Below are 20,496 nucleotides of genomic sequence, written 5' to 3'. Positions count from 1 at the left end.
GTCAGATCCTCTTCCCGCGGGCCCACTTCCACCACTGGGACGTGGAGCGCAGCGGCCCCAGCCCCGAGCAGAAGCCGAGCGTCTGGAGGTCGTCGGCGATCTCCTGGGCGGCGATCTGCAGCCCCAGGAAGGTGTCCACGCCGGGGAAGTAGCCGCCGTTGGCCGCGCTGCCCGACAGGTACATGCGCCCGGGCTCGCTCCGGGTGCCGCGCAGCTCGAAGCTGCGCTCCACGTCCATGCGGCCCAGCGGGTTGCGCCCGGCGCCGCCGTGGTCGAGCAGGTCGGCCAGCACGCGGTGCTCGCGGACGTCGGCCTCCAGGCCGGTGCAGTCGATCACCGCGATGACCTGGACCTGGCGCGGTCCCTGGTCGGTCTTCAGCTCGACGTGCACGGTGCCGTTCTGGCCCGGGCGCAGGTTGGCGATCTCGCCCTGGAAGGCCTGGTACCAGCCCTGCTGGCGGCCGCGGCGCAGCTGCGCCTGCCAGTGCCGCCGCTTCGGGGTGTTGGTGCCGCCGAACTGCTTGTAGAGGTCGGCGCGGTCCTGGCCCTCCAGCTTGCGCACCCGGGCCTTGAGCTGCCCGCCCCACACCGACTTCGGGTAGTTGAAGCCCTGGTAGGCCCAGCCGTCGCCGCCGCGGCGGCGCATCCAGATGTGCGGGCCGTGCGAGCCGGTGACGAAGGTGCGGAAGCTGTGCAGGATCTGGGTCTGCAGGCCCAGCCGGTCGCGGTCGTCGATCAGCCGCTGCAGCACCCGGGAGGCCACGATCCCGCCGCCGCGCACCAGCACGGTGCCCGGCGCGGCCTGCAGCCGCTGGTAGATCTGCTCGTGCGGTTCGTAGGCGTTGACCACCGAGCCGTAGTCGCGGGTCTTCTCCCGGTACTCCTGCAGGTCGGGCAGGAACTTCAGGCCCGGGTAGCCGACGGCGATGTGCACGTAGCGGCTGCGGTAGGCGATCCGCCGGGTGGGCGCGGCGCCCTCCGGCGGGGTCAGGATCGTGAAGTAGCCCCCGCCGATGCGCCTGCGCACCATCCGGACCTGACCCTTGACCACGGTCTCCGGGTAGCCGATCCGGTGGTACTCGCGCTCCATCGAGTCGAAGGCGTGGCCGGCCTTCGGCGTCCAGTAGTCGTTGAGGAACGGCTCGGTCAGCAGGTGCCACAGCGGCTTGAGCGACTTGGTGGCCCACGCCTCGCGGATGCCGTAGCTGGGGAAGCCCCAGATGTTGTCCGGGCAGGACGCCGAGTCGCTGCGCAGCCGCTCCCCGCGCGGGATCTGCGAGACCCGGGTCAGGTACTCGTAGCTCTCCCACGGGGTGTTCAGCTGGGTGAGCACCTTGATCGCCGACGTCGGCACCCCGCAGATGCGCAGGTAGTCGACGGTCACGAACGATCCGATCCCGCCACCCACGCTGACGAACGGCACGTCGTGCACCGGGATCCCGGCCCGCACGAGCATGTCGTCGGACCACCAGTCGGTGTCCAGCAGCTCCTGCGTCAGGTCGCCCGGCTGCCCTCCCGGCGTCGCAGCCCGCTCGGCCACCGGGCCCCGCCCCGGTAGCTCGATTGTGTCGTCGCGCATGATCGGTCCTCCCCCCGGCTCACAGCGCGCTCATCCGACCATGCCCGGTCGGGTGACCGCTACCGACCCCCCACCACGGTGACGAGCTCCCCCACGACGGACTCCACGGCGACCTCGGTCCGCTCCCCCGAACGGCGGTCCTTGACCTCGACGACGCCGCCGGCGAGCCCCCGCCCGACGACCACGATCGTGGGCACCCCGATCAGCTCGGCGTCGGCGAACTTGACCCCCGGCGAGGCCTTGCGGTCGTCGAGCAGCACGCGCAGCCCGGCCGCCGACAGCTCCGCCGCGATGCGCTCGCCGCCCGCGACGATCTCCTCGGACTTGCCCGCGATCACCAGGTGCACGTCGGCCGGGGCCACCGCCCGCGGCCACACCAGGCCCGACGCGTCGTGGTTCTGCTCGGCGATCACCGCGACCAGCCGCGACACCCCGATGCCGTAGGAGCCCATGGTGATCCGCACGGGCTTGCCGTCCGGGCCGAGGGCGTCGAGGCCCATGGCGTCGGCGTACTTGCGGCCGAGCTGGAACACGTGCCCGATCTCGATGCCGCGGGCGGCCTGCAGCGGGCCGCTGCCGTCCGGGGCGGGGTCGCCCTCGCGCACGTCGGCGGCCTCGATGGTGCCGTCGGGGGTGAAGTCGCGCCCGGCGACCAGGTCGACGACGTGGTGGTCGGGCTTGTCGGCGCCGGTGACCCAGGCCGTGCCGGTGACGATCCGCGGGTCGACCAGGTAGCGCACGCCGTTGGCGGCCAGCGCAGCCGGGCCGATGTAGCCCTTGACCAGGAACGGGTGGCGGGTGAAGTCGGCCTCGTCGAGCAGCGCGACCTCGGCCGGGTCGAGCGCGGCCTCCAGCCGCTTCATGTCGACCTCGCGGTCGCCGGGGACCCCGATCCCCAGCAGCGTCCACTCGTCCGAGCCCGGCCGGCGGGTCTTGACCAGCACGTTCTTCAGCGTGTCCGCGGCGGTGAAGGTGCGCCCGTCGAGGTTGGCGTTGAGGAACTCGACCAGCGTGGCGATGGTCGGGGTGTTCGGGGTGTGGTGCGCCTGCGCGTCGGGCAGGCCCTCCAGGGGGCGCTCCGGCGGCGCCGTGGTGGTGACCGCCTCGACGTTGGCCGCGTAGCCGCCCGGGCTGCGCACGAACGTGTCCTCGCCGGTCTCGGCGACGGCCAGGAACTCCTCCGACGCCGACCCGCCCATGGCGCCCGACGTGGCCGCGACGATCACGTACCGCAGCGACAGCCGGTCGAAGACCTTGACGTAGGCGTCGCGGTGGCGGCGGTAGGACTCGGCCAGGCCCTCGTCGCTGAGGTCGAAGGAGTAGGAGTCCTTCATCACGAACTCGCGCCCGCGCAGGATGCCGGCGCGGGGCCGCGCCTCGTCGCGGTACTTGGTCTGGATCTGGTAGAGCGCCAGCGGGTAGTCCTTGTAGGAGCTGTACTCGCCCTTGACGGCGAGGGTGAACAGCTCCTCGTGGGTCGGGCCGAGCAGGTAGTCGTTGTCGCGGCGGTCCTTGAGCCGGAAGATGTTGGGCCCGTACTCGGTCCAGCGGCCGGTGGCCTCGTAGGGCTCGCGGGGCAGCAGCGCCGGGAAGTGGATCTCCTGGGCGCCGATGGCGTCCATCTCCTCGCGCACGACCCGCTCGATCGCGCGCAGCACCCGCAGGCCCAGCGGCAGCCACGAGTAGATGCCCGGGGCGACGCGGCGGACGTAGCCGGCGCGGACCAGCAGCCGGTGGCTGGGTACCTCCGCGTCGGCCGGGTCCTCGCGGAGGGTGCGCAGGAACAGCGACGACATCCGGGTCAACACCCGGCGAAGGGTAGCGACGCGCCCCGGCACCGGTCGCGTCGGTTACCCGGGACGGCCCTCGTCGCGGATGCTCTCGGTCACCCGGGCCAGCAGGTGCCGGTTGACCTCGCGCACCTGCCCGGCCAGTTCGGGCAGCTCCACGACCTCGACGCCGCCGGCGCGCAGCAGCTCGGCGCCCCGACCGTCGACGAAGATGGACGGCTCCCGCCAGGCGAACACCACCCGCCCGACGTGCGCGGCGAGGATGAGGTCGGTGCAGGTCCGCGGCCGGGAGGCGCGGGCGCTGCACGGCTCCAGCGAGCTGTAGACCGTCGTGCCCGGCGGCGCCCGCCACCCCTGCCCCAGCGCGGCCAGGGCGATCTCCTCGGCGTGGTCGTGCGGGTCGTGGGGACGGGAGTAGCCCTCGGCCAGCACCTCCCCGGCGGCGTCGACGACCAGCGCGCCGACCGAGAACGCCGTGCGCGACGGGGGCGAGCGGCGCGACAGCGTGATCGTGGCCTGCAGCCACTCGCGGTCGGTCCGCGGCCCCGGCGGGCCCGCGGCGCTCACCGGGCGTCTCCGAGCAGGTAGCGGGCCAGCACGACGTCGTCGACGCGGCGCACCTCGGCCAGCCGCATCCGGTGCTCGGGTCCGTGCGGGAACACACCGGCACCGACGAAGCGGGGGGCCCCGGCATTCCCGACGAAGATCGGCGCCACGGCCAGCTGCAGCTCGTCGACCAGATCGGCGGTGAGGAACAGGGTGTGCATCGCGGTGCCGCCCTCCACGAGCAGCGTGCGCACGCCCCGCTCGTGCAGGTCGGCGAGCACCAGCGCGGGATCCAGCGGGTCGCCCGCGGGCACGACCGTCGCCGCCGCCCGCACGCCGTGCGGCGCCTCGACCCCCGCCGGGAGGTAGACGAGCTTGGGCTGCTCGCCGGTGGTGAAGAAGCGGGCCGACGGGTCGAGCCGCCCGCCGGAGCTGATCGTCGCCTTCAGCGGCTGGGGCGCCCGGCCCCCGGCCACCCGCTCCGCGATCCGCTCGGCCGAGCGGACCAGCAGGCGGGGGTCGTCCCGGCGGATCGTGCTCGCGCCGACCAGGATCGCGTCGGCGGCCGCGCGCTCGCCGTCGACGCGGTCGAGGTCCTGCGGGCCGGACAGGATCAACCGCTGCGGGGAGGTGTCGTCGATGCAGCCGTCGACCGACGTCGCGACGGAAAGGACGACACGGGGGCGGGCCACACCCCCATCCTTCCCCCCGCGGGCGCCGGTAGGCAGCCCACCGGCCCGGCGCGCCCGGTGGGCGGCCCCTCAGGACCTGATCCAGGTGGCCAGGGCGCGGGTGGCCCCGGGATCCGCGGCAGCGCCGGCCCAGGCGAGGTACCCGTCGGGCCGGACCAGCACGGCGGGCACCGGTGACGCCCCGGCCGGAGCCGCCACCTCGACGTCGTCCGGCAGGCCGGGTGGCACGGCCCCGTCGGTGACCAGGACGAACCGGCCGGTCCGCAGCGCCTCGTAGAGGCGCGTGGGCCGCCCCGGTCCGGGTCGCAACCGGCAGTCCGCAGCGCGGGCACCGACCGATCGGTGCGCGTGCGGCGGGCGCGGGTAGCGCACACCGATCCCGGAGATCATCGCGTTCGCGGAGCGCCGGATCGGGGCCAGCCGCATCGCGGTCGTCGACAGGTCGCGGAGGCCGCGCAGCACCGGCGAGCGGACCAGCGCCATCCGCAGGACCGCGCCACTCGATCGCAGGACCTGGCGGCCGACCGGGTGGCGCTCGTCGTGGTAGCTGTCGAGCACGCCCGGGGCGGCCCGGCCACGGACCGCGGCGGCGAGCTTCCACCCCAGGTTCGCGGCGTCCTGGATGCCGGTGTTGAGGCCCTGTCCCAGCACCGGGGAGTGCACGTGGGCTGCGTCGCCGGCCAGGAAGACCGCCCCGTGCCGGTATCGCGGCACCTGCCGCTCCGCGCTGTGGAACCGCGAGGTCCACCGCGACGCGTGCATGCCGTAGTCGGTGCCCAGCGCCGCACGCGTGAGCGTCCGGACCTCCTCCATGTCGACCGGCTCGTCGTCGCTCCTGCGCTCTCCCCTGCGCCACGCCACCACCCGGTGCCATCCGTCGCCCAGCGGGGACAGGAACGCGAAGCCCTCCTCGACGGCGTTCATCACCGGCGAGTGCGGTGCCTCCCCGGACAGGCGGACGTCGGCGAGCATCACCGAGTCGATGACGGTCCGCCCGGGGAACGACGCCCCCACCGAGCGCCGCACGACGCTCCCCACGCCGTCGGCGCCCACCACGTACTGCGATCGCACGGTCGGCCCGCCTTCGATCGCGGTCTCGACGACATCACCCTCCGCTCGGACTGTCGAGACCGGCGCGCCGTACCGGATGTCGGCGCCGCACGCGCTCGCCCGCTCGGCGAGCGCCCTCTCCGTCTCGGCCTGCGGGAGCAGCAGCATGTAGGGGAAGCGGCTGGCGAGGTCGTCCAGGACGATGGTCGACCTGCCGGGCAGTCGCAGCTCCCCGGTGCGGGCGCCGCGCTCGACGAGCGCGTCGGCCATGCCCCGGGCGTCGAGGACCTCCAACGTGCGGGCGTGCAGGACGAACGCGCGCGCCAGCTCCGACGGGCCCGGGCGCGCCTCCAGGACCGAAACCGCCACCCCACGGGCGGCCAGGTCTCCGGCGACCAGCAGACCCGTCGGTCCGGCACCGACGACGACGACCTCGGCCATCCCTCGATCCTGCCCCGGCCGCCGGCCGTGCGGAACCGGTCGGGCGGAGGTGGCGGGTCTAGTCGGGGCGGCGGCGCAGCAGGTAGACCGCGTCGCGGCCGAAGGACCAGACGAGGGTGGTCAGCGCCACGGCCACCGCGGCGGCGGCCAGCGGGCGGGGCACGAAGGGGGCGACCGCGGCGATCATCACCACGCCCTGGGTCGCCGCGACCACCTTGCGGGCCCGGCTGAACGGCAGCTCGCCCTTGAGCTGGGGCCAGATCGCCATGGCCGCGATGAACAGGTACCGGGCCAGCCCGATGGCCAGCACCCACAGCCCCAGCGACCGGCTGGCCAGCACGCTGAGCACCAGCACGAGCAGCGAGTCGAGCTCCATGTCGAAGCGCGCGCCGAGCTCGGAGACCGAGTCGGTGCGCCGGGCCACGTACCCGTCGGCCAGGTCGAGGGCGAGCGCGACCGAGGCGATCACCAGCATCACGACCGCGCGGACGGGGCGGTCGGGCAGCCCGGCCATCTCGTCGGCGATCTGGTCGGCGACCAGCGCGGTGACCCCGCCGACCAGCGTCGCCCTGGCCAGCGTGACCCGGTTGGCCGAGCCCGCCGCCGCGGCGCGGCGGGCCGGCGCGCCGATGGCCAGCAGGAAGCCCACGACCGCGGCGAAGACGCAGCAGGCCAGCCACCCCGCGCTGCCCACGCCGACGGTGAGCGTGAGCGTGAGCAGGACCACGACCTGCCCGGCCAGCGCGACCAGCAGCTCGGTGTCGAACGCCCGGGTGTCCCGGCGTGGGCGCGTGGCCACAGCGATCTCCCTGTCGTAGCGTGCCGGTCGAGGGAGCAGGCCGACCGTGTCGGGTGACGTCCCGCGATTGTGACAGGAGGTGGGGGTGGCGCACGACCGCGCACCTGTGCCTACGCGCGCGTTCTGGGTGGCCTCGCCGGGGGTCGGCGAGATCCGGACCGCGACGACCGCCCGACCCGGGCCGGACGAGGTGCTGGTCAGGACGCTGTACTCGGCGGTGAGCCGGGGGACCGAGGCGACCGTCTTCCGCGGCGGCGTCCCGCCGAGCCAGCACGCCGGCATGCGCGCCCCGTTCCAGGACGGGGATTTCCCCGCACCGGTGAAGTACGGCTACCTCAACGTCGGGCGCGTCGAGGAGGGCCCGGCCGGCCTGCTCGGGCGCACCGTCTTCTGCCTCTACCCCCACCAGGACCGCTACGTGGTGCCCGCCGCGGCCGTCGTCGCGGTCCCGGACGCCGTACCGGCCGCGCGCGCCGTGCTCACCGGCACCGTCGAGACGGCGGTGAACGCCCTCTGGGACGCCGCCCCGCGGGTCGGCGACCGGATCGCCGTGGTGGGGGCCGGGATGGTCGGCTGCTGCATCGCCCGGCTGCTGGCCGGGCTGCCCGGCGCCCGCGTGCAGCTCGTCGACGTCGACGGGTCCCGGGCCGCGACGGCCGAGGCGCTCGGCGTGCGGTTCCGCACCCCCGACGACGCCGACGGCGACTGCGACCTGGTCCTGCACACCAGCGGCAGCTCCGCCGGGCTGACCCGCGCGCTGGAGCTGCTGGGTGACGAGGGCGAGGTCGTCGAACTCAGCTGGTACGGCGACCGTGTGGTCAACGTGCCCCTCGGTGAGTGGTTCCACCCCCGCAGGCTGACCATCCGCAGCAGCCAGGTGGGCACCGTCGCGCCCGCCCGCGCCCGCCGCCGCGGCTACGCCGACCGGGTCGCGCTGGCCGCCGGGCTGCTCGCCGACCCCGCCTTCGACGCGCTGATCACCGGCGAGAGCGCGTTCGAGGAGCTCCCCGAGGTGATGCCCCGGCTGGCCGCCGGGGAGCTCGGGGCGCTGTGCCACCGCATCGCCTACCCGGGCGCCTGAGCGCCGGCCCGCACCCCAGCCCGTCCCACCGATCCAGGAGGCAGCACCGGTGTTCCGCGTGACCGTCCGCGACCACATCATGATCGCCCACAGCTTCCGCGGCGAGGTCTTCGGGCCGGCCCAGCAGCTGCACGGCGCGACCTTCGTGGTCGACGCCACCTTCCACCGCCCCGACCTGGACGCCGACAACATCGTCGTCGACATCGGGCTGGCCACCGAGCATCTGAACGCCGCGCTGGCCGACCTGAACTACCGCAACCTCGACGACGTCGAGGAGTTCGCCGGGACCAACACCTCGACCGAGTTCCTGGCCAAGGTCATCGCCGACCGGCTCGCCGCGGCCGTCGCGGCAGGCTCGCTCGGCCCGGGCGCGAGCGGGCTGAGCGCCGTCGAGGTCACCCTGCACGAGTCCCACGTCGCGTCGGCGAGCTACCAGCGCGACCTGTGACGGCCGCCGGCCCCGACCTGCACGTCGTCCTGCCCGGCGACGTCGACGACCCGACCGCGCCCAGCGGCGGCAACACCTACGACCGCCGCGTGTGCGAGGAACTGCCCGCGCACGGGTGGCGGCTGCACCGCCACCTCGTCGACGGCGCCTGGCCGCGCCCCGACGACGCGGCCGCCGCGGGCCTGCGGTGGGTGCTGGACGGGCTGCCGGACGGGGCCGTCGTGCTGGTCGACGGCCTGGTCGGGTGCGGGGTCCCGGAGGTCGTGGTGCCGGCGGCGCGCCGGCTGCGGCTGGCCGTTCTGGTGCACCTGCCGCTCGCCGAGGAGACCGGGCTGGACCCCGGCGAGGCCGCCGAGCTGGAGCGCCGCGAGCGGGAGGTGCTCGACGCGGCGGCCGCGGTCGTGGTGACCGGCCCGTGGGCCGCGCGGCGGCTGGGCGGGCGCGCAGCGGTCCACGTGGTGGAGCCCGGGGTCGACCCGGCCCCGCTCTCCCCCGGCCGCGGCGACGGCTCGGGGCTGCTGTGCCTGGCCTCGGTGACCCGGCGCAAGGCGCAGGACGTGCTGGTCCGGGCGCTCGCCGAAGTGGCAGACCGGCCGTTCGACTGCGTGCTCGCCGGGCCCCGGCCCGATCCCGCCTTCGACGCCGAGCTGACCGGGCTGATCGACCGCGTCGGGTTGACCGGGCGGGTCCGGCTGGTCGGCCCGCTGACCGGCGCCGATCTGGAGGTGGCCTGGGCCGCGACCGACCTGGCCGTGCTGGTGTCCTGGGCGGAGACCTACGGCATGGTCGTCACCGAGGCGCTCGCCCGCGGCCTGCCGGTCGTGGTCAGCGACGCCGGGGCGCTGCCGGAGACCCTCGGGCGCGCCCCCGACGGCGGCCTGCCGGGCGCCGTCGTGCCCGCGGGCCGGGTCGCGCCGCTCGCCGAGGCGCTGGCCTGCTGGTTCGACCGGCCCGAGTTCCGTGTCGAAGTACGCGGATCGGCTGCGGCGCGGCGCTGCATACTGAGCGCGTGGGCGGACACGGCACGGCACCTGCACGCGGTGCTGGACGGGATGTGGCGCCGGCCGGTGGCCGCGCCGTGAAGCCCGTCGACTTCGTCCCCGGGTTCGACCCGGGCTGGCTGGCCGCGCGGGAGCCCGCCGACCACGCCGCCCGCGCCGCCGACCTGGCCGCCGAGCTGGCCGGCGCGCTCCGGGCGGCGGGCGGGGAGCTCGTCGTGCACGACCTCGGCTCGGGCACCGGCTCGCTGGCCCGCTGGTTGGCGCCCCGGCTGCCGGGCCCGCAGCGCTGGGTGCTGCACGACCGCGACCCGCGGCTGCTGCAGCTGGCCCGGCGGCGCACCGCCGAGCTGACCGACGCCGACGGCGGGGCCGTCCGCGTGGACACCGCCACCGGCGACCTCACCGCGCTCCGCGCGGCCGACCTGGCCGGCGCCTCGGCGGTCACCGCGTCGGCGCTGCTCGACCTGCTCACCGCGGCCGAGGTCGACGCGCTCGCCGCGGCCTGCGCCGGGGCCGGCTGCCCGGTGCTGTGGACGCTCTCGGTCACCGGCGACGTCCGCATCGACCCGCCCGACCCCCTCGACGACGCCGTCACCGCCGCCTTCAACGCCCACCAGCGCCGCCCCGGACCGGGTGGCGCCCTGCTCGGCCCGGACGCCGCGGACGCCACCGCGCGGGCCCTGCGCCGGCACGGCATGGTGGTGCGCGAGGCCGAGACGCCGTGGCGGCTCGACGCCGGCCACCCCGAGATGCTCGACGAGTGGCTGCGCGGGCGCGCCGCGGCGGCCGTCGAGCAGGAGCCGGGACTCGCCGCCGAGGCCCGGCGCTGGCTGGCCGACCGGCTCGCCGCGGTCGCCGACCGCGGGCTCACCGCACTGGTCTCGCACCGCGATCTGCTCGCCGTACCGGACAGGTTGGCACCCGCCGGCCCCCGCCCATCGGAGGTGGCGCCATGAAGCACTCGATCCCGACCCGGCCGACGCCCTGGCTGCGCCTGCTGGTCGGCGTGGGCATCATCGTCGGCCTCATCGCCGTGCTCGGGAAGGACGCGTTCGCCAAGGGCATCAGCGTGATCGGGCCCCTGTCGATCCTGGCCGCGCTGGGCATCGGCCTGCTCACCACCGTGCTGAGCGCGCTGCGCTGGCAGCTGGTGGCCCGCCGAGTCGGGCTGCGGCTGCGGGCGCGCGACGCGATCGCCGAGACCTACCGGGCGAGCTTCCTCAACGCCGTGCTGCCCAGCGGCGTGCTGGGCGACGTCGACCGCGCGGTGCGCCACGGCCGCGACTCCGGCGACATGGCCCGCGGCGCCCGCGCGGTGGTGCTGGAGCGCACGGCCGGCCAGATCGTGCTGATCGCGGTGGCCTGCATCGTGCTGCCCACCCAGCCCGCGCTGGTGGCCGCCGTGCTCAGCGGCCCCGGCTACCCGCCGGTGGCGGTGGCGATCGGCGCGGTCGCCGTACTGATCGCCACCACCGGCGTCGCGATCGTCATCGCCCGGCACCGCCCCGGCGCCAGCAAGTGGCGCCGGGTGCTCGGCGCCGCCATGGCCGACGCCCGCAAGGGCCTGCTCGCCCGCGACACCTGGCCCGCCCTGTTCGGGCTGTCCCTGGCCTCGCTGGCGGGCTTCCTGGTGCTGTTCCTGGTCGCGGCGTACTCCGCGGGCGCCACGGCCCCGCTGTGGCAGCTGGTGCCGCTGCTGCTGATGGCGCTGCTCGCGATGGCCCTGCCGGTGAACATCGGCGGCTGGGGCCCCCGCGAGGGCATCGCCGCGCTCGGCTTCTGGATGGCCGGGCTGGGCGCCCCGCTCGGGATCACGACCTCGGTCGCCTACGGCGTGCTGGCCCTGATCGCGAGCCTGCCCGGCGGCGTGGTCCTGCTGCTGCGGCGGGCCGCGCGGGCGCGCGCGGAGCGGGGGCTGGCGCTGGCCGAGCACCACGGCGGGCAGGCCGTGCCGGTGACCGCGCCGATCCCGGTCGTCGAGCCGGGACCGCGACCGGGGCCGCGGCCGGCTCCGCACGCCGCGGCGCCGGTGCCGCCCGCGGGGCGGCCGGAGTGGCTGCCGCGCTGAGGGGTCCCGCGCCACCGCTCCACGAAACGCACGGGCCGCGCGGGGCGCGCGGCGCTGGACCGGCGGTGCTGACCCGGGTGTGCGGGCGGACCGGCGCGGACCACTCCGTGGCGGACGCGCGCTGAGGGTGGGGAAGAGGGAGCCAGCCCGGCGACCCGGGTGGGGTCGCCGGACACGATCGCGGAGGCGCGAACCGCAGCATCGAGAGCTTCACGGGGGAGCGGATGCCGCTGCGGTGCGGTCGGGGAGTTCGCGGTCGCCCAGGGCGGGGACCGGCTCCGCGAGCGCCTCGCCGACCTCGGCCACGTCGCCGGGCTGGCTCGGGGGAGGGCTATCCGTGCTCGGATGCCGTGGGGCGCGGGGCGTCGAGCTGGGGCAGCAGGTGGCGCATGCGGTCGCGCTTGGTGCGCAGGTAGCCGAGGTTGACCGGGTCGGCGGGCACCGTGAGCGGCACCCTGTCCACCACCTCGACGCCGTGGCCGCGGAGGGCGGCGACCTTGTCGGGGTTGTTGGTCAGCAGGCGCACCGCCGAGACCCCGAGGTCGGCCAGGATCGCCGCGCCCGCGCCGTACTCGCGGGCGTCGGCGGGGTGGCCGAGCGAGAGGTTGGCGTCCAGGGTGTCCTGGCCGCGGTCCTGCAGGGCGTACGCCGCGATCTTGGCGGCGAGCCCGATCCCGCGGCCCTCGTGACCCCGCAGGTAGACCAGGACACCCCGACCCGTCTGGGTGATCATGTCGAGCGACCGGTCGAGCTGGGCGCCGCAGTCGCACCGGCGCGACGCGAAGGCCTCACCGGTCAGGCACTCCGAGTGCAGCCGGGCCAGCACCGGGTCCGGTTGGGCCGACCGGCGCTGACCATCGGTTGAGGGTTCATGGATAACGGTTGAGGACTCATTCAAATCTCCCAAGACGAGCGCGACGTGGTCGACGCCGAGCACGTCGTCGTGGTAGGCGACGGCACGGAAGTCACCGTGAGCTGTGGGGAGCGCGCTGACGGCGATCCGGGTGACCCGATTCTCGGAGTCGTCCCGATTACCGACCGTGCGAGCCGTTGGACTGATCGACACCATGCGTGTCTACCCGTTGGTCCGTTCCGTCGCCACAATGCTGCGGTGCTGATCACCGTCGGAGGCCTACCGGCCCATCCCCTGCTCGTGCACGCCGTGGTCGTGCTCATCCCGCTCGCGGCGCTGGGCGCCATCGCCGTCGCCGTGCGCGCGCCGTGGCGGCGCTCCGCCGGGCCCGTGGTCGCCCTGCTCGCGCTGGGCGGCGCCGTCTCCGCCGTCCTCGCCCTGGTCGCCGGCAACCAGCTGGCCGCCTACCTCCAGGCCCAGGGGCAGGACCCGGGCCCGATCAGCGCGCACAGCGCGCTCGGGCTGAACGCGATGATCGCTTCGTGGCCGCTGGCCGTGCTGGCGATCATCACCGCGGTCATGGCCCGCCGCGACCCGCGCCCGGGCCGCGGCGCCGCCACCGTGGCGACGGCCACGACGTCCACCGCCACCACCGTCGCCGCCTGGCTGACCGTCCTGGCCGGGATCGCCGCGTGCTACTTTACGGTGCTGGCCGGCGACTCCGGCTCGCGGATGGTCTGGGGCTTCATCACCCAGGGTTGATCAGGCCGGCTCGACCGGCCCACCCGGCTCGGCGAGCAGCTCGCCCAGCAGCGACCCCACCGCCACGGCCTCGATCAGGAACCCGTCGTGGCCGTAGGGCGACTCGATCAACCGCATCGGCCCCGAGCCGGGGATGCCCTCGGCCAGCTCGACCTGCTGCTCCACCGGGTACAGCCGGTCGGAGCTGATGCCGGCGACCAGCGTGCGGGCCCGCACCCGGGCCAGCCCGCCGGGCACGCCGCCGCGGCCGCGGCCGACGTCGTGGGAGTTCATCATCTCGGTCAGCCGCACGTACGAGCCGGCGTCGAAGCGGCGCACCAGCTTCGCGGCGTGGTGGTCGAGGTAGGACTCGACGGCGAACCGCCCGCCCGACCACGGGTCCTCCCCCGGCTGGGCCTGCCGCCCGAACCGGGTAGCCAGCTCGAACGGGCTGCGGTAGCTCAGGTGCGCCATCCGCCGGGCCACCCCGAGCCCGAGGTGCGGGCCCTGGCCGGGCGCGGCGTCGTAGTAGTCGCCGCCGCGCCACCCGGCGTCGGCGCGGATCGCCGCCAGCTGCGGGGCCACCCAGGCGATCTGGTCGGCCGCGGTGGCGGCCGGGCAGGCCAGCAGGAACAGCCGCGCCACCCGGTCGGGCTCGGTGGCCGCCCACTCCAGTGCGCGCATCCCGCCCATCGAGCCGCCCACCACGCACGCCCACCGGTGCACGCCGAGCTCGTCGGCCAGCGCCGCCTCGGCCGCCACCGAGTCGCGGATCGTGACGAACGGGAACCGGCTGCCCCACGCACGGCCGTCGGGCCCGGGCGCGGCCGGACCGGTGCTGCCCTGGCAGCCGCCGACCACGTTCGGGGCCACCACGAACCAGCGCGCCGGGTCGAGCACGCGCCCCGGCCCGACCAGCGTGTCCCACCAGCCCGCGGTGGCGTGCCCCTCGCCCGCCGGGCCGCTGACGTGGCTGTCACCGGTGAGGGCGTGCAGCACCAGCACCGCGTTCGAGGCGTCGGCGTTCAGCTCACCCCACGTCTCGTAGGCGATCCGGACCTCGGGCAGCTCACCGCCCGCTTCCAGGCGCAGCGGGCCGGGCAGCCGCCAGAAGCGGCGCCGGCCGGGGTCGTCCCCCTCCCGCCAGGCGCCGCTGGCGGGAGGGAGCTCGGTACCGACTGTGGTCACCTCGAGATCATGACCCGGGTCAGGCCCCCTTGGCCGCGCGGAACCCGGCGTCCAGGTCGGCCTTGAGGTCCTCGACACCCTCCAGCCCGACCGAGAGCCGCACGAGCCCGGGGGTGACCCCGCTGGCCACCTGCTCCAGCCCGGACAGCTGGCTGTGCGTGGTGCTCGCCGGGTGGATCACCAGGCTGCGCACGTCGCCGATGTTGGCCAGGTGGCTGTGCAGCTCCAGCGCGTCGACGAACTTCCGACCGGCCTCGACGCCCCCGGCGATCTCGAACGAGACGATCGCGCCGGAGCCGCGCGGCAGGTACCGCTGCCCCAGCTCGTACCACCGGCTCGACGGCAGTCCGGCGTAGTGCACCTTCTCCACCTCGTCGCGCTGCTCCAGCCACTCGGCCAGCGCCTGGGCGTTCTGCACGTGCCGCTCCATCCGCAGCGACAGCGTCTCGATGCCCTGGATGAGCAGGAAGCTGTTCTGCGGGGCGATCGCCGGGCCCAGGTCGCGCAGCAGCTGCACCCGGATCTTGATCAGGTACGCCAGCTTGCCCAGCGCGTCCCAGTAGTTCAGGCCGTGGTAGCTGGGGTCGGGGGTGGTCAGGCCCGGGTAGCGGTCGGCGTGCGCGCCCCAGTCGAAGTTGCCCGAGTCGACCACGACGCCGCCGATGGCGGTGCCGTGCCCGCCCAGGAACTTCGTCGCCGAGTGCACCACCAGGTCGGCGCCGTGCTCGAACGGGCGCAGCAGGTACGGGGTGGGCACGGTGTTGTCCACCATCAGCGGCACGCCGGCCTCGTGCGCGACCGCGGCCACGCCCTCGATGTCGAGCACGTTGTTCTTCGGGTTGCCCAGCGTCTCGCCGAAGAACAGCTTGGTGTTCGGGCGCACCGCGGCCCGCCAGGCGTCCAGGTCGTCGGGGTCCTCGACGAACGAGACCTCGATGCCCATCTTCGGGAACGTGTAGTGGAACAGGTTGTACGTGCCGCCGTACAGCGCGGCGCTGGACACCACGTGGTCGCCGTTCTCGGCGATGTTGAGGATGCCCAGGGTCTCCGCGGCCTGCCCGGAGGCGAACGCGACCGCCCCGATGCCGCCCTCCAGCGCGGCCACGCGCTGCTCCAGCACGTCCTGGGTGGGGTTCATGATCCGCGTGTAGATGTTGCCCAGCTCGGTGAGCCCGAACAGCGCGGCGGCGTGCTCGGTGTCGCGGAACGTGTAGGACGTGGTCTGGTAGATCGGGGTGGCGCGGGCCCCGGTGGTCGGGTCGGCGGTGGCGCCTGCGTGGACCTGCTTGGTCTCGAAGGACCAGGATTCGGACACAGTTGTCTCCTGTAACGGGTGGTGGGGCGGGTCAGCGGCCGGGGCGACAGGCCGCGCTCACGACCCTCATGTTGTCCACGTACCGGCGCTCCACCAGCGGGATCACGCGCGGGGCCAGGAGGCGGATCACGTCGGCGACCGTATCCCGCTGGCCCGCCCGGCACAACGGCACTCGCCCGCCAGGGCCCGGGCCGCAGGCGGCTCCTACCCTGGCCGGGTGCTGGTGCTGCTCCCGCCGTCGGAGACCAAGCGGGACGGCGGCGACGGCCCCCCGCTGCGGCTGGGGGCGCTCTCGCACCCCGCGCTCGACCCGGTGCGCGAGCGGTTGGTCGACGAGCTGGTCGAGCTGGCCGCCGACCCCGCCGCGTGCCGGGCGGCGCTCGGCCTGACCCCGGCCCAGCACGCCGAGGTCACCCGCAACGCCGCCCTGCGGACCTCCCCCACCGCACCGGCCCTGCACCGCTACTCCGGCGTGCTCTACGACGCGCTCGACGTCGGCACGCTGCGCGGCGCCGCTGCGGCCAGGGCCCGCTCCCGGCTCGCCGTCGGGTCGGCGCTGTTCGGGCTGGTCCGGGCGGACGACCCGATCCCGGCCTACCGGCTGTCGGCGGGCGCGAAGCTGCCCGGCGGGGGCACCCTGGCCGGCCGGTGGCGCCCGCTGCTGCAACCGGTGCTGGCCGCGATCGCGGCCGAGGAGCTGGTCGTGGACCTGCGCTCGGGCTCGTACGCGGCGCTGGCCCGGGTGCCCGGGGCGGTGGCGGTCGACGCGGTCGCCGAGCTGCCCGACGGCTCCCGCAAGGTGATCAGCCACTCCAACAAGGCGCACAAGGGCAGGCTGGCCCGGCTGCTGGCCGGCACCCGCGCCGAGCCGACCGACGCCGCGGCGGTCGCGGCCCTGGCCCGCCGGGCCGGGATGCGCGTCGAGCGCCCCACCCCCAGCACCCTCCACCTGATCATCCCCTCCCCCTGACCCCCCGCTCGCCGCCCCGCCCCGCCCGCCCCGAATGTCAGGAAAGCCACCATCAGGACATCTGGCGTCCTGATGGTGGCTTTCCTGACACGCAACGGGGGACGGAGAGGCGGCAGCGGGGGCGGGACGCAGAGGGCGGGGGCCGGGAGCGGGCGGGCTGGCAGGGTTGCGTACCCGTGTGTTGCGAGTGCGTGCCTGAACTCCGGCGGCGGGTGCACGACAGCCCGCGCCGCGCATCCGGATCCCCTGCGAGAGGCGACCGGATCCCGTTCGCGGGGGACGGGTCCGTCCCGGCTCAGGACTGCAGCTGGGCCAGGGCGCTGCGCATCCGATCCCGCAGCCAGGTGAAGTACCCGGCTCCCGCGAGGAAGCACAGCGCCGTCGCGAGAGCGAGCCACCGGGTCGAGCCGACCTGCCGTGATCGCTGCCGGAAGGACGGCAGCTCCCACAGCGGCGACCGGGCGAAGATCCCCGACCCGCCCCGGCGCCGCCACCACACCAACGCCACCATGACACCACTCAGAACCACCAGCAGCCCGACCATCAGGCCCATGACGAGCAACAGGCGTCCGTCCACCGCCGGCCCGCCGGCGACCGCGATCAGCACGATCGCGATGAGCACGCCGGCGAGCAGCGCCAGACGGGCGACGAGGAGCAGGGAGCGCCGCTCGCGCCACTGGGCCACCTGCTGCGTGGCCACCTCCGGATCCCGGTCGCCCCCGTGATCGTCCATGCCACGCCCCACGGTGCCGCGGCTCGGCTGCACAGCGCCACTACCCGGTGCTGACGCGCAACCATCGGGTTCAGCGTGTTTGCGGCAGTCCGGCGTACCGGTGAGCGTCGAGTGCCCGTGGGCGATCGGCCGGTGGCTCAGCCCACCGCCTGTCCTCATCCGCTGAAACGCGACTCAGCCGGGACGGGTAATTCGGTTGCGCGGGGTGCAGGGGGGCGGCAGGGTGGCGGCGCGCGCCGGAGGACCCGGCGGATCGAGGAGGTGCGACATGTCCATCGCTGTCCTGGACGTGCCCCGCGCCCGTCCGATCCCCGCCCCGCGCTGACGGCCGACCGACCACTCGCTCGGCCCGCTGCGGGGCGCCACTCCGGTAGGAGACCCCGCGTTGTCGCGTCACGACTTCACCCGTTTCGACAGCAGTACCGATACCGATTCCCCCCGCCGTCGCGGCCGTCGCCGCTTCGACGACGACGACCCCCGGCCCCGTCGGGGCGGCCGTCCCGACCCGGCCGTGCTCGGCGCGCTCGACGAGCGCGCCGGGTTCGACATCGACGGTCCGCCCGAGGGCGACCGCTGGTCCACGTGGGACGGCGCCGAGCACGGCCCGCTCCCACGCCCGGACTGGGTGCTGACCGAGCACGTCGCCGTCGACACCGAGCTCGGCGTGCTCAAGACCGGCAAGGAGGCCGACGTCCACCTGGTGGAGCGCGCGGTGCCCGGCACCGACCGGCGGGTGCTGATGGCGGCCAAGCGCTACCGCTCGGCCGAGCACCGCATGTTCCACCGCGATGCCGGCTACCTGGAGGGCCGGCGGGTGCGCCGGTCCCGGGAGACCCGGGCCATGGCCGGGCGCACGTCGTTCGGCCGCGAGCTGCTGTCCGGGCAGTGGGCGGGCGCGGAGTTCGCGGCGCTGGGCGCGCTGTGGTCGGCAGGCGTGTCCGTGCCCTACCCGGTGCAGCTGTCGGGCACCGAGCTGCTGCTGGAGTTCGTGGGCGACCGCGACGGCGACGCCGCCCCGCGGTTGGCCCAGCTGCGCCCGGAGCCCGACCAGCTCGCCGACCTGTGGCACCAGCTCGGCGAGGCGTTGCTCGGGCTGGCCCGCCTCGGGTTCGCCCACGGCGACCTGTCCGCCTACAACCTGCTGGTGCACGACGGGCGGCTGGTCCTGATCGACCTGCCGCAGGTCGTGGACGTGGTGGGCAACCCGCAGGGCCCGGGGTTCCTGGCCCGCGACGTGCACCGGGTCGCCGAGTGGTTCGCCGCGCGCGGGCTGCCCGACGAGGTCGGGAACCCGGCGGAGTTGCTCGACTCCCTGCACGTCGAGCTGGGGATACCGGTCGATTCCCGCTGACGGCCGCGGATCACCGGGGAAACGTCACAGCGGTGGCTGCACGGGTCGACCGGGCGTTCGGATAAGGTGGATCACGAGCGCCCGGCCGATCCGGCCCCTAGCAGGCGCACCCGCAGTACCCAGTTGGGCGCGCGTCTCGCGCCCGGGCTCGTCTTCGAGGTCCCAGCCGCCGTACCCGGCCGCTGCGCTCTCCGTGCGACGTGCCACGTCCCGGAGGTTCCCTTCCCCGTGTCATCCCCGACCACCCGTCGTGCCCGTCCCGCGGGCAACCCCCGGTCGCGCCGCCCCGACGGCCGCGGCCGCTCCGGTCGCCCGCAGACCGAGCAGCGCACCACCCCCGCACGCCCCGTGGAGGAGGCGCTGTGGACCGCGCCCGCCACCGGCATGCCCACCTTCGCCGAGCTCGGCCTGCCCACCCCGGTGGCCGACGCGCTGGCGGCCCGCGGCTTCACCGAGCCGTTCCCGATCCAGGCGGCCACCCTGCCCGACGCGCTGGCCGGTCGCGACCTGCTCGGTCGCGCCCAGACCGGGTCGGGCAAGACGCTGGCCTTCGGGCTGGCGCTGCTGTCGCGCATGGCCGGTTCGCGCTCGCGGCCCTCGCAGCCGCGCGGCCTGGTCCTGGTGCCCACCCGCGAGCTGGCCCAGCAGGTCGTCGACGCGCTCGACCCGTACGCCAAGGCGCTCGGCCTGACCTGCGCGGTCGTCGTCGGCGGCCTGTCGTTCAACCGGCAGGTCAGCGAGCTGCGCCACGGGGTCGACCTGCTGGTCGCCACTCCGGGCCGGCTCGCCGACCACCTCCAGCAGCGCACCTGCGACCTGTCCGAGGTCACCGTCACCGCGATCGACGAGGCCGACCGGATGGCCGACATGGGCTTCCTGCCCCAGGTCCGGGCGATCCTGGACCGCACCCCGGCCGACGGGCAGCGGCTGCTGTTCTCCGCCACCCTCGACGGCGAGGTCGCCACCCTGGTCCGGCGCTACCTGACCGACCCGGTGACCCGCTCCGTCGCATCGGCCACCAGCCAGGTGTCCACGATGGACCACCACCTGCTGCACGTCGGCGTGGCCGACAAGCCGCGCGTGGCCACCGAGATCGCCGCCCGCGACGGGCGCACGATCCTGTTCGTGCGCACCAAGCACGGCGTCGACCGGCTGGTGAAGCTGCTGCGCCGCAGCGGCATCGAGGCGGGCGCGCTGCACGGCGGCAAGGCGCAGAACAACCGCAACCGGGCGATCGAGGCGTTCAAGGACGGCCGCACCCCGGTGCTGGTGGCCACCGACGTCGCCGCCCGTGGCATCCACATCGACGACGTGAGCCTCGTCGTGCACGTCGACCCGCCCGCCGACCCCAAGGACTACCTGCACCGCGCCGGGCGCACGGCCCGCGCGGGCGAGTCCGGCTCCGTGGTGACGCTGGTCACCGCGGTCGAGCGGGCCGACGTGGACAAGCTGGCCCGCCAGGCCGGCATCCGCCCCACGCAGACCGCCGTCGCGCCCGGCGACCCGGCGCTGGCCAGCATCACCGGGGCCCGCGAGCCGTCCGGCGTGCCGGTCGTCGAGCCGGCCAAGCCGGCCCAGACGCCGCGCGGCCCGGGCCGCGGGCGCAGCCGGACCGGTCGCGGCCGGGCGGCGCAGCCCGCGCGCCAGGACGCGCCCCGCCAGGACGGGTCGCCGGAGAACCGGGCCGCCCGCCGGGTGGGCACCACCCGGGCCGCGTTCAGCGCGGCCCAGCCGAGCCGCCGCCCGCGCCGCCGCACCCCCTGACCGCTCGACGGACCCGGGGCGGGGGGGGGGGGCGGGGGGGGGGGGGGGGGGGGGGGGGGGGGGGGGGGGGGGGGGGGGGCGGGGGG

19 protein-coding genes are annotated in these 20,496 nt (G+C 75.5%); 9 read left to right on the top strand and 10 right to left on the bottom strand.

Features of this window, described 5'->3' with window-relative positions; genetic code table 11:
- Position 1 precedes the first annotated feature (1 nt).
- From KDL28_RS05205 to KDL28_RS05180, 6 genes are all read right to left on the bottom strand, one after another.
- On the bottom strand, positions 2-1,579 hold the full coding sequence (locus KDL28_RS05205) for an FAD/NAD(P)-binding protein (protein ID WP_252436053.1): 1,578 nt from the start codon (positions 1,577-1,579) through the stop codon (positions 2-4).
- A gap of 59 nt (positions 1,580-1,638) precedes the next feature.
- Complete coding sequence (locus KDL28_RS05200) at positions 1,639-3,387, bottom strand: proline--tRNA ligase (protein WP_252436052.1); 1,749 nt, start codon at positions 3,385-3,387, stop codon at positions 1,639-1,641.
- Between the two features lie 42 nt (positions 3,388-3,429).
- Positions 3,430-3,936 carry a cytidine/deoxycytidylate deaminase family protein gene (locus KDL28_RS05195; protein WP_252436051.1) on the bottom strand — a complete coding sequence of 169 codons (507 nt, stop codon included), beginning with the start codon at positions 3,934-3,936 and terminating at the stop codon, positions 3,430-3,432.
- A complete protein-coding gene (locus tag KDL28_RS05190; protein ID WP_252436050.1) occupies positions 3,933-4,607 on the bottom strand; it encodes a RibD family protein in 675 nt (224 codons plus the stop codon). The genes KDL28_RS05195 and KDL28_RS05190 overlap by 4 nt, the downstream gene beginning before the upstream one ends.
- Before the next feature lie 69 nt (positions 4,608-4,676).
- A complete protein-coding gene (locus KDL28_RS05185; RefSeq protein WP_252436049.1) occupies positions 4,677-6,098 on the bottom strand; it encodes an FAD-dependent monooxygenase in 1,422 nt (473 codons plus the stop codon).
- 58 nt (positions 6,099-6,156) lie between these two features.
- Complete coding sequence (locus tag KDL28_RS05180; protein WP_252436048.1) at positions 6,157-6,897, bottom strand: CDP-alcohol phosphatidyltransferase family protein; 741 nt, start codon at positions 6,895-6,897, stop codon at positions 6,157-6,159.
- A 106-nt stretch (positions 6,898-7,003) separates the two neighbouring features.
- Between KDL28_RS05180 and KDL28_RS05175 the strand changes: the two genes are divergently transcribed.
- Genes KDL28_RS05175 through KDL28_RS05155 form a run of 5 tightly spaced genes read left to right on the top strand, consistent with a single transcriptional unit; the run spans position 7,004 to position 11,495 of the window.
- On the top strand, positions 7,004-7,978 hold the full coding sequence (locus KDL28_RS05175; RefSeq protein WP_252436047.1) for a zinc-dependent alcohol dehydrogenase: 975 nt from the start codon (positions 7,004-7,006) through the stop codon (positions 7,976-7,978).
- Between the two features lie 49 nt (positions 7,979-8,027).
- Positions 8,028-8,426 (top strand): 6-pyruvoyl trahydropterin synthase family protein, encoded by a 399-nt coding sequence (locus tag KDL28_RS05170; RefSeq protein WP_252436046.1) that lies wholly within the window; start codon positions 8,028-8,030, stop codon positions 8,424-8,426.
- The gene (locus KDL28_RS05165; RefSeq protein ID WP_252436045.1) at positions 8,423-9,508 is read left to right on the top strand and encodes a glycosyltransferase family 4 protein; all 1,086 of its coding nucleotides are present in this window, start codon (positions 8,423-8,425) and stop codon (positions 9,506-9,508) included. The genes KDL28_RS05170 and KDL28_RS05165 overlap by 4 nt, the downstream gene beginning before the upstream one ends.
- A complete protein-coding gene (locus tag KDL28_RS05160; RefSeq protein WP_252436044.1) occupies positions 9,505-10,383 on the top strand; it encodes a class I SAM-dependent methyltransferase in 879 nt (292 codons plus the stop codon). Before KDL28_RS05165 ends, KDL28_RS05160 begins: the two co-directional genes overlap by 4 nt.
- Entirely contained in the window at positions 10,380-11,495 is a 1,116-nt protein-coding gene (locus KDL28_RS05155; RefSeq protein WP_252436043.1) for a lysylphosphatidylglycerol synthase transmembrane domain-containing protein, read from the top strand. The genes KDL28_RS05160 and KDL28_RS05155 overlap by 4 nt, the downstream gene beginning before the upstream one ends.
- 331 nt (positions 11,496-11,826) lie before the next feature.
- Here the strand turns inward: KDL28_RS05155 and ribA are convergent, their stop codons facing one another.
- Positions 11,827-12,564, bottom strand: coding sequence for a GTP cyclohydrolase II (gene ribA / locus KDL28_RS05150; RefSeq protein WP_252436042.1), 738 nt, complete (start codon positions 12,562-12,564; stop codon positions 11,827-11,829).
- Positions 12,565-12,606: 42 nt separating this feature from the next.
- Between ribA and KDL28_RS05145 the strand changes: the two genes are divergently transcribed.
- Positions 12,607-13,110 carry a DUF2231 domain-containing protein gene (locus tag KDL28_RS05145; protein ID WP_252436041.1) on the top strand — a complete coding sequence of 168 codons (504 nt, stop codon included), beginning with the start codon at positions 12,607-12,609 and terminating at the stop codon, positions 13,108-13,110.
- Here KDL28_RS05145 and metX read toward each other — a convergent pair whose 3' ends face one another.
- Positions 13,111-14,277 carry a homoserine O-acetyltransferase MetX gene (metX, locus tag KDL28_RS05140; protein ID WP_252436040.1) on the bottom strand — a complete coding sequence of 389 codons (1,167 nt, stop codon included), beginning with the start codon at positions 14,275-14,277 and terminating at the stop codon, positions 13,111-13,113. It lies immediately after the preceding gene.
- Between the two features lie 19 nt (positions 14,278-14,296).
- Positions 14,297-15,592, bottom strand: a complete 1,296-nt coding sequence (locus KDL28_RS05135) for a bifunctional o-acetylhomoserine/o-acetylserine sulfhydrylase (protein WP_252436039.1) — start codon at positions 15,590-15,592, stop codon at positions 14,297-14,299.
- Positions 15,593-15,809: 217 nt separating this feature from the next.
- Here KDL28_RS05135 and yaaA point away from each other — a divergent pair, with 217 nt between their 5' ends.
- Positions 15,810-16,562: a peroxide stress protein YaaA gene (gene yaaA, locus KDL28_RS05130; protein ID WP_252436038.1), complete on the top strand. Its 753-nt coding sequence runs from the start codon at positions 15,810-15,812 to the stop codon at positions 16,560-16,562.
- A gap of 295 nt (positions 16,563-16,857) precedes the next feature.
- Here yaaA and KDL28_RS05125 read toward each other — a convergent pair whose 3' ends face one another.
- Positions 16,858-17,295, bottom strand: a complete 438-nt coding sequence (locus KDL28_RS05125) for a hypothetical protein (RefSeq protein WP_252436037.1) — start codon at positions 17,293-17,295, stop codon at positions 16,858-16,860.
- Positions 17,296-17,680: 385 nt separating this feature from the next.
- On the opposite strand from KDL28_RS05125, the gene KDL28_RS05120 reads away from it, so the two are divergent.
- Together KDL28_RS05120 and KDL28_RS05115 are read left to right on the top strand one after the other, a co-directional pair.
- Positions 17,681-18,646, top strand: coding sequence for a serine protein kinase RIO (locus tag KDL28_RS05120; protein ID WP_252436036.1), 966 nt, complete (start codon positions 17,681-17,683; stop codon positions 18,644-18,646).
- 384 nt (positions 18,647-19,030) lie between these two features.
- Positions 19,031-20,410: a DEAD/DEAH box helicase gene (locus KDL28_RS05115; RefSeq protein WP_252436276.1), complete on the top strand. Its 1,380-nt coding sequence runs from the start codon at positions 19,031-19,033 to the stop codon at positions 20,408-20,410.
- Positions 20,411-20,496 lie beyond the last annotated feature (86 nt).

It is taken from the genome of Pseudonocardia humida (assembly GCF_023898865.1).
Classification (GTDB): Bacteria; Actinomycetota; Actinomycetes; order Mycobacteriales; family Pseudonocardiaceae; genus Pseudonocardia; species Pseudonocardia humida.
This window is presented reverse-complemented; position numbering and strand designations above follow the sequence as displayed.